At 65.7% G+C, this 13,985-nt stretch carries 13 protein-coding genes; 9 read left to right on the forward strand and 4 right to left on the reverse strand.

Annotated features, from left to right (window positions below; genetic code table 11):
• Positions 1-88: 88 nt before the first annotated feature.
• Together LN450_RS01760 and LN450_RS01765 are read right to left on the reverse strand one after the other, a co-directional pair.
• On the reverse strand, positions 89-730 hold the full coding sequence (locus LN450_RS01760) for a response regulator (RefSeq protein WP_008574699.1): 642 nt from the start codon (positions 728-730) through the stop codon (positions 89-91).
• Positions 730-1,926: a sensor histidine kinase gene (locus LN450_RS01765; RefSeq protein WP_008574698.1), complete on the reverse strand. Its 1,197-nt coding sequence runs from the start codon at positions 1,924-1,926 to the stop codon at positions 730-732. Before LN450_RS01765 ends, LN450_RS01760 begins: the two co-directional genes overlap by 1 nt.
• 236 nt (positions 1,927-2,162) lie before the next feature.
• Between LN450_RS01765 and LN450_RS01770 the strand changes: the two genes are divergently transcribed.
• From LN450_RS01770 to LN450_RS01790, 5 genes are all read left to right on the forward strand, one after another.
• Positions 2,163-2,762, forward strand: coding sequence for a GNAT family N-acetyltransferase (locus LN450_RS01770; protein ID WP_008574695.1), 600 nt, complete (start codon positions 2,163-2,165; stop codon positions 2,760-2,762).
• A gap of 3 nt (positions 2,763-2,765) precedes the next feature.
• Positions 2,766-3,512: a septum site-determining protein MinC gene (gene minC / locus LN450_RS01775; RefSeq protein ID WP_011346732.1), complete on the forward strand. Its 747-nt coding sequence runs from the start codon at positions 2,766-2,768 to the stop codon at positions 3,510-3,512.
• Positions 3,513-3,547: 35 nt separating this feature from the next.
• Entirely contained in the window at positions 3,548-4,357 is an 810-nt protein-coding gene (gene minD / locus LN450_RS01780; protein ID WP_005930297.1) for a septum site-determining protein MinD, read from the forward strand.
• 2 nt (positions 4,358-4,359) lie between these two features.
• The gene (gene minE, locus LN450_RS01785) at positions 4,360-4,617 is read left to right on the forward strand and encodes a cell division topological specificity factor MinE (RefSeq protein ID WP_003484370.1); all 258 of its coding nucleotides are present in this window, start codon (positions 4,360-4,362) and stop codon (positions 4,615-4,617) included.
• Positions 4,618-4,685: 68 nt separating this feature from the next.
• Positions 4,686-5,177, forward strand: coding sequence for a hypothetical protein (locus LN450_RS01790; RefSeq protein ID WP_014089622.1), 492 nt, complete (start codon positions 4,686-4,688; stop codon positions 5,175-5,177).
• 170 nt (positions 5,178-5,347) lie between these two features.
• Here LN450_RS01790 and LN450_RS01795 read toward each other — a convergent pair whose 3' ends face one another.
• Positions 5,348-6,664, reverse strand: coding sequence for a sensor histidine kinase (locus tag LN450_RS01795; protein WP_029818902.1), 1,317 nt, complete (start codon positions 6,662-6,664; stop codon positions 5,348-5,350).
• The gene (locus tag LN450_RS01800; RefSeq protein ID WP_003484375.1) at positions 6,630-7,346 is read right to left on the reverse strand and encodes a response regulator transcription factor; all 717 of its coding nucleotides are present in this window, start codon (positions 7,344-7,346) and stop codon (positions 6,630-6,632) included. The genes LN450_RS01795 and LN450_RS01800 overlap by 35 nt, the downstream gene beginning before the upstream one ends.
• A gap of 216 nt (positions 7,347-7,562) precedes the next feature.
• On the opposite strand from LN450_RS01800, the gene LN450_RS01805 reads away from it, so the two are divergent.
• The 4 genes from LN450_RS01805 (at position 7,563) to LN450_RS01820 (ending at position 13,957) form a co-directional block, all read left to right on the forward strand.
• Positions 7,563-9,296, forward strand: a complete 1,734-nt coding sequence (locus LN450_RS01805; protein WP_039418581.1) for an ArnT family glycosyltransferase — start codon at positions 7,563-7,565, stop codon at positions 9,294-9,296.
• A gap of 99 nt (positions 9,297-9,395) precedes the next feature.
• Complete coding sequence (locus tag LN450_RS01810) at positions 9,396-10,160, forward strand: phosphatase PAP2 family protein (protein WP_011346727.1); 765 nt, start codon at positions 9,396-9,398, stop codon at positions 10,158-10,160.
• Complete coding sequence (locus tag LN450_RS01815; protein WP_011346726.1) at positions 10,157-11,824, forward strand: phosphoethanolamine transferase; 1,668 nt, start codon at positions 10,157-10,159, stop codon at positions 11,822-11,824. The genes LN450_RS01810 and LN450_RS01815 overlap by 4 nt, the downstream gene beginning before the upstream one ends.
• A 114-nt stretch (positions 11,825-11,938) precedes the next feature.
• The gene (locus tag LN450_RS01820) at positions 11,939-13,957 is read left to right on the forward strand and encodes a M2 family metallopeptidase (RefSeq protein WP_011346725.1); all 2,019 of its coding nucleotides are present in this window, start codon (positions 11,939-11,941) and stop codon (positions 13,955-13,957) included.
• Positions 13,958-13,985 lie beyond the last annotated feature (28 nt).

The raw sequence follows: 13,985 nt of genomic DNA on the forward strand, positions 1-13,985 counted from the left end.
GTCCGACCGGCGCCGCAGCGTCCTGAATGCGAGTCCGGTGCCTGCTGCAGGCCGGCTTGGCGTCGAGCTCGCCGGCGCAGGGCCGAGCTCACACCAGCTGCAGTTCGAATGCTTTCAGCACCGCGCGGGTGCGGTCGCGTACGCCGAGCTTGGAGAGGATGTTGGAGACGTGATTCTTGATGGTGCCTTCGGCCACACCCAGCGAGTTGGCGATTTCCTTGTTGGAAAACCCACTCGCCATCAGCCGCAGGATCTCGGTTTCGCGGTCGGTGAGCGGATCGGGGCGGTCCAGGCTGACGAACTCGTTACGCATGTGCTCCAGACCCGACAGCAGGCGCTGGGTCACCGCCGGCTGCACCAGCGAGCCGCCTTCGGCGACGGTACGGATGGCGCCAACCAGTTGTTCCAGCGAGACGTCCTTGAGCAGATAGCCCTTGGCGCCGGCCTTGAGCCCGGCCAGCACCAATTGGTCGTCGTCGAAGGTGGTCAGGATGATCGTCGGCGGCAGGGTGCCGTTGCGCGAGAGCATCTGCAGCGCTTCCAGCCCGGACATCACCGGCATGCGCATGTCCATCAGCACCACGTCCGGCTGGATCTGCGGAATCTGCTCCACTGCCTGCTTGCCGTCGGAGGCCTCGGCCACCACCTCGATGCCGTCGTCCAGCGCCAACAGCGAGCGGATCCCCTGGCGCACCAGGGTTTGATCGTCGACCAGGCACACACGGATCATCACAACACTCCTTGGGTCACGGCCGCAGGCATCAGTGCCGGCGCGCCTGGAACAGCGATGCGCAGGCCAAAGCCCTCACCCCGCCGGGTTTGAATTTCGAGCTTCCCACCATACTGGTTCAGCCGCTCACGCATGCCGCGCAGCCCGTTGCCGGGCGCGACCGCATCGGCGCCGTGGCCGTCGTCGCGGGCGTCGATCAGCACCGTATCGGCATCGCGGCGCACCTGGATCCACAGGTTGCGCGCGCCGGCATGGCGCACCGCATTGGTGATGATTTCCTGGGTACAGCGCAGCAGCACGTGGGCGCGCTCGGGGTCGTCCAGGGTCAGCGGCTGGGCGATGTCCAGGTGGATATCCAGCGACGGCACCTGGGTGACCAGCGGGCGCAGCGCCGCTTCCAGGTCGATCGCGCCGCTGTCGCGCAGGTGGCTGACCGCCTCGCGCACATCGGTGAGCAACAATTTGGCCAGCGTGTGCGCCTGGCGCACGTGCTCCTGGGCCTGGCCCTCGGTGATGTGGCCGGCCACTTCCAGGTTGAGGCTGAGCGCGGTGAGGTGGTGGCCGAGCAGGTCGTGCAGCTCGCGCGAGATGCGGGTGCGCTCGTTGATGCGCGCACTCTCGGCCAGCAACGCGCGGGTGGCGCGCAGTTCGGCGTTGAGCCGGCGCTGCTCTTCGCGCGCATCGGTCTGCTGGCGGGCCACCAGGCTGGTGACGAAGATGAACATCGAAAAGCCGCCGTACAACAGCGACTGCATCAGCGCCGCGAACAGGGTGAAGTCCGGGCGCAGGTAGTAGAACACCGGCAGCACCGCCAGCTGGCTCAGCACCAGCCATAGCACGCCCACGCGTAGCGGCAGCAGCCACGGGATCACCCCGGCCGCCACCATCATCAGGATGCTGCCGAGCCCGGTTCCGCTCAGATAGCTCACCGCCAGCGCGCAGATGGTGAGCAGCAACAGGATCAACCGGTCGTACCAGTGCGCGTGGCCGCCGCTGTTCAAGCCGCGGGTCAACCAGAAGTAGCTGGCGCCGAAGCCGATGAAGAATGCCGACATCATCACCGCCTCGGCCACGCTGCGGTGGTCGCCTTCTTCGGCCGGCGGCCAGTAGGTGTACACCAAGGGCATGACGATCATCGCCCAGGTGAACAGGCCGGCAAAGCGCAGGACGCGCGTGTGACTGAGGTATCCCAACATGCCCGCATCTTAGGCGTAAGCGACCGCGCTGCCCTCTTGCCGGAAGTCATGCATGCCGGCAGGTGCACGGGTGGCGGATGTCGGGCCCGCGCAGCGCCTGTGCTGACGCGCCGTTGCACGCCGGCACCTGCCGCGCGCCGGCCGATCGCATGCGCTGGGTCGCCGCTTCAGGCCCCGCATGTAATAATCCGACGCAGATCCGATTTCGGGTCGACGCGTTACCCCACGGAGTCCCAATGTCGATCGTCATCCGCGACGTGCGCGAGCACGAGCTCGATTCCGTCCTGGCCCTGAACAACAATGCCGGACTGGCGATCCTGCCGCTGGATTCAACCAGGCTGCAACGTTTCTACGAGCAGGCCGAGTATTTCCGCGTCGCCGAGCGCGACGGCAACCTGGCCGGGTTTCTGGTCGGTTTCGGAAGCGGCAGTGCGCACGACAGCAGCAATTTCGCCTGGTTCCGGGACCGTCACCCGGAATTCTTCTATATCGACCGCATCGTGGTCGCCAGCCGCCGCCGCGGCGGTGGCGTCGGGCGGGCGTTCTATGCCGATGTGCAGAGCTATACCGAGCTGCGTTACCCGCAGCTGGCGTGCGAGGTGTTCCTGGACCATGGCGCAGATGCGGCCTTGCTGTTCCATGGCAGCTTCGGCTTCCGCGAGGTTGGCCAGAACACCATGCCCGATGTGGAAGTGCGCGCCAGCATGCTGATGAAAGACATGTGCAGCTATCGGTGGGTCAAGGAGACCTATGGCGGCAAGTTGCCCGACCACTTGCCGTGGGTGGGCCGGCCGCGTCATGCCGCCACCACCGCTAGCCCATCGACGGGGAGCTGAGTTGTGGCAAGTGTGAATGTGGATTTTGAACAGGCCGGCGAACTGAAGATCGGCCAGGTGGGCATCGCCAACCTGCGTGTGCGGACGCTGGATGTGCCGCGGCTGGTGCAGGAAATGCGCGAGCGCGTGAGCCGCGCGCCCAAGTTGTTCGGCCGTGCGGCGGTGATCCTGGATTTCGGCGGGCTGTCGCAGGTGCCGGACCTGGCTACGGCCAAGGCGCTGCTGGACGGCCTGCGCGATGCCGGCGTGCTGCCGGTGGCGCTGGCCTACGGCACCAGCGAGATCGACCTGCTGTCCCAGCAGTTGGGCGTGCCGCTGCTGGCCAAATTTCGCGCGCAGTACGAGCCGACCGCGGTCAGTCCGCCACCGCCACCGCCGCCGCCCGCACGTGCCGAGCCGGCACCGCCGGCCGCGCGACCGGCGCCGGGCCGGATGCAGCGCACCGCGGTGCGTTCGGGTCAGCAGCTGTACGCGGAGAACTGCGACCTGACCGTACTCAGTACGGTCGGTGCCGGGGCCGAGGTCATCGCCGACGGAAGCATCCATATCTACGGTACCCTGCGTGGCCGCGCTCTGGCCGGCGCGCAGGGCAATCCCGACGCGCGCATCTTCTGCCGCGACTTCCACGCCGAACTGGTTGCCATCGCTGGCCACTACAAGGTGCTGGACGATGTTCCCATGGACCTGCGTGGCAAGGCCGTCCAGGTCTGGCTGGAGCAGGATCAGATCAAGATCGCTGCGCTTGATTGACGCGGCCCAACCACAGAAATATTCGGAGAAATCCTTTGGCTGAAATCATCGTAGTCACCTCCGGCAAGGGCGGCGTCGGCAAGACCACCACCAGCGCAAGCCTGGCTTGCGGGCTGGCCAAACGCGGCAAGAAGGTGGCGGTCATCGACTTCGACGTCGGCTTGCGCAACCTGGACCTGATCATGGGCTGCGAGCGGCGCGTGGTGTACGACTTCGTCAATGTCGTGCACGGCGAAGCCACGCTCAAGCAGTCGCTGATCAAGGACAAGCGGTTCGAGAACCTGTACGTCCTGGCCGCCTCGCAGACCCGCGACAAGGACGCGCTGACCCAGGAAGGCGTGGAAAAGGTGCTCAAGGACCTAGCCGCCGACGGCTTCGACTACATCGTCTGCGATTCGCCGGCCGGCATCGAAAAAGGCGCGTTCCTGGCGATGTATTTCGCCGACCGCGCGGTGGTGGTGGTCAATCCGGAAGTCTCTTCGGTGCGCGACTCGGACCGCATCATCGGCCTGCTCGATTCCAAGACCCGCAAGGCCGAAGAAGGCAAGGCCGTGCCGGCGTTCCTGCTGCTGACCCGCTACAGCCCGGGCCGCGTGGAAGGCGGCGAGATGCTCAGCATCACCGACGTGGAAGAAGTGCTGGGCCTGAAGGCGATCGGCGTGATTCCCGAATCCGGCGACGTGCTCAACGCCTCCAACAAGGGCGAGCCGGTGATCCTGGATGCCGAGTCCCCGGCCGGCCAGGCGTATGACGACGCAGTCGCCCGCATCATGGGCGAGGAGCGCCCGATGCGATTCACATCCGTGGAGAAGAAAGGCTTCTTCAGCAAGCTGTTCGGAGGGTAAGCATGGGCCTGCTCGATTTTCTCAAGAGCAAGAAAAACACCGCCGAGACGGCCAAGAACCGCCTGCAGATCATCATTGCGCAGGAGCGCAACCACCGCGGCGGGCCGGATTACCTGCCGCTGATGCAGCGCGAACTGCTGGAAGTGATCAAGAAGTACGTCAACATCGATGCCGATGCGGTGCGCGTGGATCTGGTCAAGGACGGCGAACACGACGTGCTGGACATCTCGGTCGCCCTTCCGGAAGACGGCGACAAGTAAGCGCCGACAACGGCACCGCGTTCGCACGGTGCCGTTGTTGCATGTGACCCGACCGCGAGCCATTGCGCGTGACCACCGCCCCCACTGCCACACCCACCGCTGCCGATGTCCTGTGCGTGGCCGATATCGGCCTGGACGCACCTGCCGCCCTGCTCGCGCGCTATGGCTTGCGCCTGCATCGCGTGGACAGTGGTGCAGCGATTCCAGGCAGTTTCTGGGGCGAACCGGAGGCCGGCATCATCGGCTGCGATGTGTACGTGCGCGACGACACCCCGGTGCATTCGCTCCTGCACGAAGCCGGACATCTGATCGTGCTGCCTGCGGAAAAACGCGCCGCCGTGCATACCGACGCCACCGATTCGGTGGAGGAAGAAGACGCCACCTGTTACCTGCAGATCCTGCTGGCCGAGCAACTGCCCGGCGTGGGCAGCGCGCGCCTGATGGCGGACATGGACAGCTGGGGCTATACGTATCGGCTGGGCTCCACCCGTGCCTGGTTCGAGCAGGACGCGGAGAACGCGCGCAGCTGGCTGGACGCACGCGGCCTGTTGCCTGCCTGAGCTTGCGCGGCGCGTTCAAGTGGCTGCCCAACCGCAGCGAGCAGTGGTCAGCAGCGACGGGCATCAGGGCAGTGCGGCGTTCGCAGCAGCAGCGGCGAACGTGTGGCACCTGCAGTACGGAATAGCGGACGCGCCGTCTGGGCTGAGCGCAGTCGGTCGAGTGATCGGCCTCAGGATCCCGTTGCCGTGGCGCCGGAGAGATCCAGCGTGGCCACCGTGCCCTGCCCTGCATTGGAATCCAGCTGCAGATGCCAGCCCAGGTGCTCGCACAACCGTCCGATCAGCTCCAGCCCGATGCCACTCCCCTGACGTGCGTTGCCGCGCGCCAGGCGCGTGTAGATGGCGCTGATCTCTTCGGGCGTCATGCCATGGCCGGGGTCGGCAATGCGGACCACGCCGGGCGCCGACAGCGAGATGCGAATGATGCCGCGGTCGCTGTTTTCGATGGCGTTGCGCAGCAGGTTGCCGATGGCCGTCTGCACGATGGCGACCGGGGCGACCAGGCTGCACGGCGGCAACGGGTCCACGACCAGTTGCAGATCCTTGTCGGCGCACAGGTGCGTGTGGTCGGCCACGATGTCCGGCAGCAACTGATCCAGCCGCAACGCATCGCTGCTGCGCACCAGCCGGCCGGGGTCCTTGGCCAGCACCAGCAGCAAGGTGATCAACTGCTCGACCGAGGCGCTGGTCTGGGCAATGCGCTGCAGCTGGTGGCGTACCGCCGGCGGCGTGCCGGGTTGCTCCAGCGCCAGCTCCACCGCATTGCCGATCACCGCGATGGGCGTGCGCAATTCGTGGCTGGCGCTGTCGATGAAGGCCCGCTCTCGGTCGACGAACTGGCTGTTGCGTTCCAGATAATCGTTGAGCGCATCGGCAATCACGTACAGTTCGGCGCTGCCCTGTGGCCCGACCGCAATCTGCTGCGCACGCTGCCCTGGACGCAACGCGCCGATGTCGCGCGCAAGTTCCACCAAAGGGCGCACCAGCCGGGCCATCGCATACGTGCCCATCAGCAAGGTGATGCCGATCAGCGCGATCCCAGCGGCCAGCATCCAGCGGGTCAGGAACTTTTCCAGCGCTTCGAAATCGGTGATGTCCAGCACCAGGGCCAGGCGGCCGGCATGCGCGGTGTCGCGCACCATCACGGCACTCTGGCGGCCGGCGATCTCCAGACCGTCGTGCAGGCCGGGATGCAGGGTGCGCAAGACCGGCGGCGTGCGCGCGACATCGTCGACGCGGTACAGCCGCAAGGTGTCCGAGTCCTGCCAGTGATACTCCGGATTCTGCACGCTGCGCTCGAGAATGCTGTCCAGTTCGGAATTGAGCAGCGAGCGCCACACGCCGTGTTCGGCGCGTTCGTGCAGGTACTGCGCGGTGCCGAACACCGCCAGGGTCATCAGCAGCGTGTAGCCGAACAACCACACCAGCACGCGGCGACCCAACGGGCGCTGTTTAGACATCGCTGCAGTCGCCAGCGCCAGGTGCATCGGCCGCATCCAGCTGCGCCAGCCGGTAGCCGAGCCGCGGCAAGGTATGGATCAGTTTTTGCGCGAACGGGCCGTCCACGCTGCGACGCAACTCATAGATATGCGAGCGCAGCATGTCGCCGTCGGGCGGATCGTCGCCCCACAACGATTGCTCCAGGCGTTGCCGCGTCACCGCGGCCGGGCTGGCCTGCATGAGCACTTCCAGCAACTTGCGGCAGGCCGGATACAGATGCAGCACCTGGCCGGCGCGCGTCGCTTCCAGCGTGGCCAGGTCCAGGCGCAGGTCGGCCACTTGCAGCAGTTTGCCGCGGCGACGGCCGTGCGCACGCGCCAGCAAGGCTTCGATGCGCACCTCCAGCTCGGGCAGTGCGAAGGGTTTGGTCAGGTAGTCGTCGGCGCCGGCGCGGAAGCCGGCGATCTTGTCCGGCAGTTCGTCGCGTGCGGTGAGCATGATCACCGGCAATTCGGACTGGTGCTGCTCGCGCAGCCGGCGCAGCACTTCCGGTCCATCCATGCGCGGCATCATCCAGTCCAGGATCAATGCGTCGTAATGCTGGGTGGTCGCCAGATGCAGGCCGGTGACGCCATCGGGCGCGGCGTCCAGGGTATGCCCGCGCGCTTCGAAATAGTCGAACAGGTTGGCAACCATGTTGCGGTTGTCTTCAATGACCAGCAGCCGCATGAGCGGGGTTCCAGGACGGCCCGGCAGGCACAGTGTGCGCATCCTAACCGAGGCCGGCCAAACGCGACCGCTATCGCCGGCACGGCCTTCCAACCGGTTGCGCTTCGGCAGCAGCGCATGGCGATGCCTGCGCTGCGATGCGCGATCACGCAGGCTCGGCTCCGACAAATTTCCGACCCACTTGCCAGATAGTGTCTGCCCGCATTTACTCAGGGCGTGCGCGTGTCGCCTGCCATCGCTGCCTCCTCATCCCGCCAGCGCGCACTGCTGGCCGCGCTGCTGACGATCGTCGTCAGCTTGCTGGCCGGGCTGGGCATGCGCCAACCCAATCCGCCGGACGAGCCGCGCTTCGTGCTGGCCGCGCGCACCATGGTCGAGACCGGCCAGTGGCTGCTGCCGCACCGTGGCAGCGAGTTGTATGCAGAAAAACCGCCGGCCTTCATGTGGCTGCAGGCGGCCACCTACGAACTGGTACCGCACTGGCCGGTGGCCTTCCTGCTGCCGTCGCTGCTGGCCGCGCTGGCCACGTTGTGGCTGACCTGGGATATCGCGCGCCGGCTCTGGACGCGGCGCGTGGCGGCCCACGCGGTGCTGGCCTTGTTCACGGTGCTGCAGTTCGGCCTGATGGCCAAGCGTGCGCAGATCGATATGGTGCTGGTGGCGCTGACCACACTGTCGTTGTGGGGACTGCTGCGGCACCTGCTGCGCGGGCCGGACTGGCGCGCCTGGACGCTGGGCCTGTTTGCTGCCGGCGTCGGCACGGTGACCAAGGGCGTCGGTTTTCTGCCGCTGCTGGTTTTGCTGCCGTGGATGGCGCTGCGGCGTACGCATTGGCGCGTATTGCCGGCGCGCGCGCTGGCAGGACGCAGCTGGGCACTGGTGCTGCCGGCGTTCGTGGCCGGTACGGCGGTGTGGCTGGGGCCGCTGGGCATCGCGCTGTGGCACAGCGACGACACGCAGCTGCATGCCTATGCGCACGAGCTGTTGTTCAAGCAGACCGGCACGCGCTACGCGCACGCCTGGCATCACGTCAAACCGTTCTGGTACTACCTGCAGGTGATCGCCACCTTGTGGCTGCCCGGATGCCTGTTGTTGCCGTGGCTGCTGCCGGCCTGGTGGCGGCGACTGCGCCGCGGCGACCCGCGCTATGTGCTGCTGCTGGCCTGGAGCGTGCTGGTGCTGCTGTTCTTCAGCGCCAGCCCGGGCAAACGCGAGGTCTATATCTTCCCGATGCTGCCGGCACTGTGCATTGCCGCGGCGCCGTTGCTGGCGGGGTTGTTGCGCCGGCGCGGCGTGCGGGCGCTGCTGACCGGGTATGTGCTGCTGCTTGCCGTCGCCGGCCTGGCGCTGGGCGGCGGCATTGCGTTGCATCTGCACTGGGCCGAGAACACCGCAGTCAAGCGCGGCATGGAGCTTGCCTCGCTGCAGCCGGTGGGTTTCTGGTTGATCGGCCTGGGCGTGGTCGGCCTGGCGGCGAGTGCATGGTCGCGCGGTAAACGCGCGGGCACCGCGTTGGTGGTGATGACCGCCGCGCTGTGGACGGTGTTCGGCCTGGGGTTGATGCCGGCGCTGGATCCTTATAGTTCGTCCTCACGTCTGATGCAGCGCGTGGGCCAGCGCATCGGCCCGGACGCGCAGCTGGGCATGCTGGCCTGGCGCGAGCAGAACCTGCTGCAGGCCGATCGCCCGGTGACCGATTTCGGCTTCAAGGCGAGCTGGCAGGACCAATGGGCCAAGGCCGGCCCGTGGCTTGCGCAAGCGCCGCACACTCGCTGGCTGTTCGTGCTCAAGCAGGCGGTGCCGGCATGTATCGATCCGGCGCAACGCATCGATATCGGCGAGTCCAATCGCAATCAATGGCAGTTGCTGCCCGGCACGGCGTGGCATGCCGGTTGCATCGCCGCTGCGTCCGACGCCGAACAAACCGGTGGCGAAGGCGATGCAGACTGAACGCTTGGTGTCGGGTTAACGGCCGGGCAACCCCGGTCCGACCGCTTTCCGACATCCGGGTTTCGAAGATGTCGGGCATTGACACAGGCCGCCATCTCGATGACAACGCTTCCCATCCGTGCGCCGACCGTGGCGCATACCGCCAGCGGCGTGGAGACGCACTTCCTCGTGCGCCATCTGTGGCTGCCCCTGGCCTGCGTCCTGTTGGCGAGCGCGCTGCTGATGGGCGCCGGTGGCGACCAATGGATCGCCGATGCGCTGTATCGGTTGGAAGGCGGCCACTGGTTACTCAAGGACCACTGGTTCACCAGCGGCGTGATCCACCGCGTGGGTAAATGGTTGAGCACGGCAGCCGGAGTCGGCGTGCTGGTGCTGGCCATCGTTGCGTGGTGCAGGCCGCGCCTGAAGGTGTTGCGCTGGCCGCTGACCTACCTGGCCGCCTCCGTCGCGCTGTCGACCTCGCTGGTGTCGCTGCTCAAGTCGTGGACGGCGATGGATTGCCCATGGGATCTGAGCCGCTATGGCGGTACGCAGGCGATGATCGGGCTATTCGAATCGCGCCACGGCATCGCCGCGTCCGGGTGCTTTCCTGCCGGCCATGCCAGTGCCGGTTATGCCTGGGTGGCACTGTATTTTTGTGCGCTGGCGCTCCGTCCTGCATGGCGGTTTGCAGGTTTGTTCATAGGCTTGGCAGCAGGTCTCATTTTCGGTGTTGCGCAACAATTGCGCGGCGCGCATTTTCTCTCGCACGACCTGTGGTCGCTGGCGGTGTGCTGGGTGAGCGCACTGGCGCTGTACTGCGTGATGCTGCAACGGCCGCGTCGCGCGCTTGGATTGATGTTGCTCTCGGGGGATGCAGCATGAGTACCTGGTTGCCGGAACCGCGCAGGCGTGGTGGCCTGCGCGCGCTGACGTGGAGTACGCGGCCGACGGTGTCGACCGAAGCGTTGGTACTGCTGTCGAGCCTGTTTTTTGCGTTGGTGTGCAATCAGTTGTTCTGGCGCACGGCCATGGCCACGCATCCGGGCAGCATCGGGTTCGCGATCTCGTTGATGGCGCTGTTGGTGGCCGTGCATGCGCTGCTCCTGGGCATCCTGGTTTGGCGCTGGAATGCAAAGCCGCTGCTGACGCTCTTGCTGTTCACCACCGCGCTGGCCGCGCATTACATGGACAGCTACAACGTCTATCTGGATGCGGACATGCTGCGCAACGTGCTGCATACCGATCACAAGGAATCGCGCGAGTTGCTCACGCCGGGCCTGATCCTTCCGCTGGTGTGCTACTTCCTGATTCCGACTGCATTGCTGTGGCGCACACGTTTGCGCGCACGCAGTGCGGGCAAGGCGGTGCTGGTGCGATCGGGCTTCCTGCTGGTGGTGGCGGTGGTGGGCGCTGCTGGCGCCATGCTCTCGTCGCAGGATATTTCCGCACTGATGCGCAATCACCGCGAAGCGCGTTATTTGGCCACGCCGATCAATTACATCGTGGCATTGCGGCAAAACCTCAAATCCGAATCGCCGATCAAGCGTGCTCCCAAACAGCCGATCGAACACGACGCCATGGCCACGCCGCGCGCGCCGGGCAGCCGCCCGCGCTTGTTGCTGGTGGTGCTGGGGGAAACCGCACGCGCGCAGAACTGGGGACTCAACGGCTATGCCAGACAGACCACGCCGGAGCTGGCACAGGCAGGGGTGATCAACTTCCCCGACATGCATTCGTGCGGGACCAGCACCGAAGTCTCGGTGCCCTGCATGTTCTCGCCCTACGGGCGTCGCGACTACAACGAAGACATGATTCGTGGCCATCAGTCGTTCCTGCATGTGCTGGAACATGCCGGCATTTCGACGCTGTGGCGCGACAATCAGTCCGGCTGCAAGGGCGTGTGCGACGGGTTGGAGATCCAGAAGCTGGACGATGCCACCACACCGGGCCTGTGCGCCGATGGCCGCTGCATGGACGAGATCCTGTTGAGCGACCTGGCTGCGCAGGTGCGCGCAAAGCCTGGCGACCGCGTGGTGGTGCTGCACCAACTGGGCAGCCATGGCCCGAGCTACTTCGAACGGTACCCGGCGCAGTTCGAACGCTTCAAGCCGGTGTGCAAGACCGCGGATCTGGGCAGCTGCGGCCGCCAGGACATCGTCAACGCCTACGATAATTCGATCCTGTACACCGACCATTTCCTCAATCAGGCCATCCACGCGCTGCGTGGCCTGCCGGACTACGACACGGCGATGATCTATCTCTCCGATCACGGCGAATCGCTTGGCGAAAAAGGCCTGTACCTGCATGGCGTTCCGTATGCCATCGCGCCCAAGGAGCAGACCCATGTGCCGATGGTGATGTGGTTCTCGCCTGAGTTCGCGCGCGATCGCGGCCTGGATGAAGCCTGCCTGCGCCACCGTGCAGGGCAATATACCGATCAGGATGCGCTGTTCCCGTCCGTGCTTGGGTTGATGCAGGTCAAGACCAGCGTCTATGCGCCCGAGCGCGACCTGTTCGCCAAGTGCACCGGCACCACGCTGCGCTGATCGCCAACGCCTGCGTCTGCCCGCGCCGCACATCGCATGCGTGGCGTGCGTTGCCCCTTGCCCTGAACCCCGGCGCGCTCTAGCCTTCGCCGGACTTCACTGCAAGGACCACCCGTGAATCCTCGTTTGCTGTTGCTGGCGTTGGCTGTGGCTGCCGGCACCCTGAGCTTGTCGGCCTGCCGCCGGGATGCGGCACCACCGGACACACCTGTGGCGAGCAAGACCGCGCTGGCCGAAAGCGCCGACCAGTTCGTTGCGCGCATCAGCGCCGAATACAAGGCGGCCTATCCGGAAATCACTGCGGCGCAGTGGCTGTCGTCGACCTACATCAACGGCGATTCGCAGTTGCTGGCGGCCAAGGCCAACGAACGCTCGCTGGCGCAGCTGGACCGGTGGATCGAACAATCCAAGCAGTACGCCGGCACACCGATGTCGGCCGACAGTGCGCGTGCGCTGCAATTGCTGAAATTGATGAGTGCCCTGCCCGCACCGCGCGACCCGGCCAAGCTGGCCGAACTCACCCGCATCGCCGCCAAGATGGAAGGCGATTACGGCGCGGGCAGCTACTGCGTGGGCGAAGGCGAGCAGCGCCGCTGCCGCCAGCTCGGCGAGTTGGAGCAAGTGCTGGCCAGCAGCCGCGACTACAACGAACAACTCGACGCCTGGCAGGGCTGGCACAGCACTGCGCAGCCCATGCGCAAGGACTACCAACGCTTCGTCGAACTGGCCAACGAGGGCGCACGCGGGCTGGGTTTCGCCGACGTCGGGGTGCTATGGCGCAGCGGCTACGACATGCCGCCGGCGCAACTGGCCAGCGAAACCGACCGTCTGTGGGAACAGGTCAAACCGTTGTATGCGCAGCTGCAGTGCTATGCGCGCGGCAAACTCGATACGCAATACGGCAAGGACAAGGGCGAGGTCGCCGGCGGCCTGTTGCCGGCACACCTGATGGGCAATATGTGGCAGCAGGACTGGAGCAACCTGTGGGATCTGCTGCAGCCCTACCCTGGCGCCGGTGATCTGGACATCACCTCCGCGCTGGAAAAGCAGTACCAGGGCAACCTCAGCGCAGTGCTGGCGCGCAATACCGGCGGCGATGGTGGCGCGGCCGCACGCTTCAACGCCGAACGCGAGGCGCAGCTGCGTACCGCCAAGCAGATGACCGAACGCGCGCAGGATTTCTACACATCGCTGGGCATGCCCAAGCTGCCGGACACGTATTGGCAGCGCTCGCAGTTCATCAAGCCGCTGGACCGCGATGTGGTGTGCCACGCCAGCGCCTGGGACATGAACATGGGCGGCGAGCCGAACCAGAACATCGGCGCGGACGTGCGCACCAAGATGTGCATCAAGCCGACCGAAGAAGACTTCACCACCATCTACCACGAGCTGGGCCACATCTATTACGACCTGGCTTATAACCCGTTGCCGCCGCTGTTTCAGAACGGCGCCAACGATGGCTTCCACGAAGCGATCGGCGACACCATCGTGCTGGCGATGACGCCCAAGTACCTGCAGTCGATCGGCATGGTGGGCGAGCAACAGACCGGCCGCGAGTCGTTGATCAATTCGCAGATGCGCATGGCACTGAGCAAGGTGGCGTTCCTGCCGTTCGGTTTGATGATCGACCGCTGGCGCTGGGGCGTGTTCGACGGCTCCATCACGCCCGAGCATTACAACCAGGCCTGGTGGGAACTGAAAGCCAAGTACCAGGGCGTGGCGCCGGTCGGCGCGCGCGGCGAAGAATTCTTCGACCCTGGCGCCAAGTACCACGTGCCGGGCAACACGCCGTACACGCGCTATTTCCTGGCGCATATCCTGCAATTCCAATTCTACAAAGGCCTATGCCAGGCTGCCGGCCATCAGGGGCCGCTGTACGAATGCAGCTTCTACGGCAACAAGGACGCCGGGCAGAAGTTCTGGTCGATGCTGCAGCGTGGTTCCAGCCAACCCTGGCAGACCACACTCAAGGAACTCACCGGCAACGACAAACTCGATGCCGGACCGATGCTGGAATACTTCGCGCCGATGAGCGAATGGCTCAAGCAGCAGAATCAAGGGCAGATGTGCGGGTGGCAGGCACCGGCCGCCACTCCGGCAACCACGACGACTGCGCCTGCGATGGCGCGCTGATGACGCATGGCAAAGGAAAGCGTCGACC

The sequence above is a fragment of the Xanthomonas euvesicatoria pv. euvesicatoria genome (assembly GCF_020880415.1).
Lineage (GTDB): Bacteria > Pseudomonadota > Gammaproteobacteria > Xanthomonadales > Xanthomonadaceae > Xanthomonas > Xanthomonas euvesicatoria.

Excerpts from the sequence above, each read along its gene's own strand:
- LN450_RS01760 (WP_008574699.1), bottom strand. The coding sequence starts at position 730 with ATGATCCGTGTGTGCCTGGTCGACGATCAAACCCTGGTGCGCCAGGGG.
- LN450_RS01765 (WP_008574698.1), bottom strand. The coding sequence starts at position 1,926 with ATGTTGGGATACCTCAGTCACACGCGCGTCCTGCGCTTTGCCGGCCTG.
- LN450_RS01795 (WP_029818902.1), bottom strand. The coding sequence starts at position 6,664 with ATGCACCTGGCGCTGGCGACTGCAGCGATGTCTAAACAGCGCCCGTTG.
- LN450_RS01770 (WP_008574695.1), top strand. The coding sequence starts at position 2,163 with ATGTCGATCGTCATCCGCGACGTGCGCGAGCACGAGCTCGATTCCGTC.
- LN450_RS01815 (WP_011346726.1), top strand. The coding sequence starts at position 10,157 with ATGAGTACCTGGTTGCCGGAACCGCGCAGGCGTGGTGGCCTGCGCGCG.
- minE (WP_003484370.1), top strand. The coding sequence starts at position 4,360 with ATGGGCCTGCTCGATTTTCTCAAGAGCAAGAAAAACACCGCCGAGACG.
- LN450_RS01810 (WP_011346727.1), top strand. The coding sequence starts at position 9,396 with ATGACAACGCTTCCCATCCGTGCGCCGACCGTGGCGCATACCGCCAGC.
- LN450_RS01800 (WP_003484375.1), bottom strand. The coding sequence starts at position 7,346 with ATGCGGCTGCTGGTCATTGAAGACAACCGCAACATGGTTGCCAACCTG.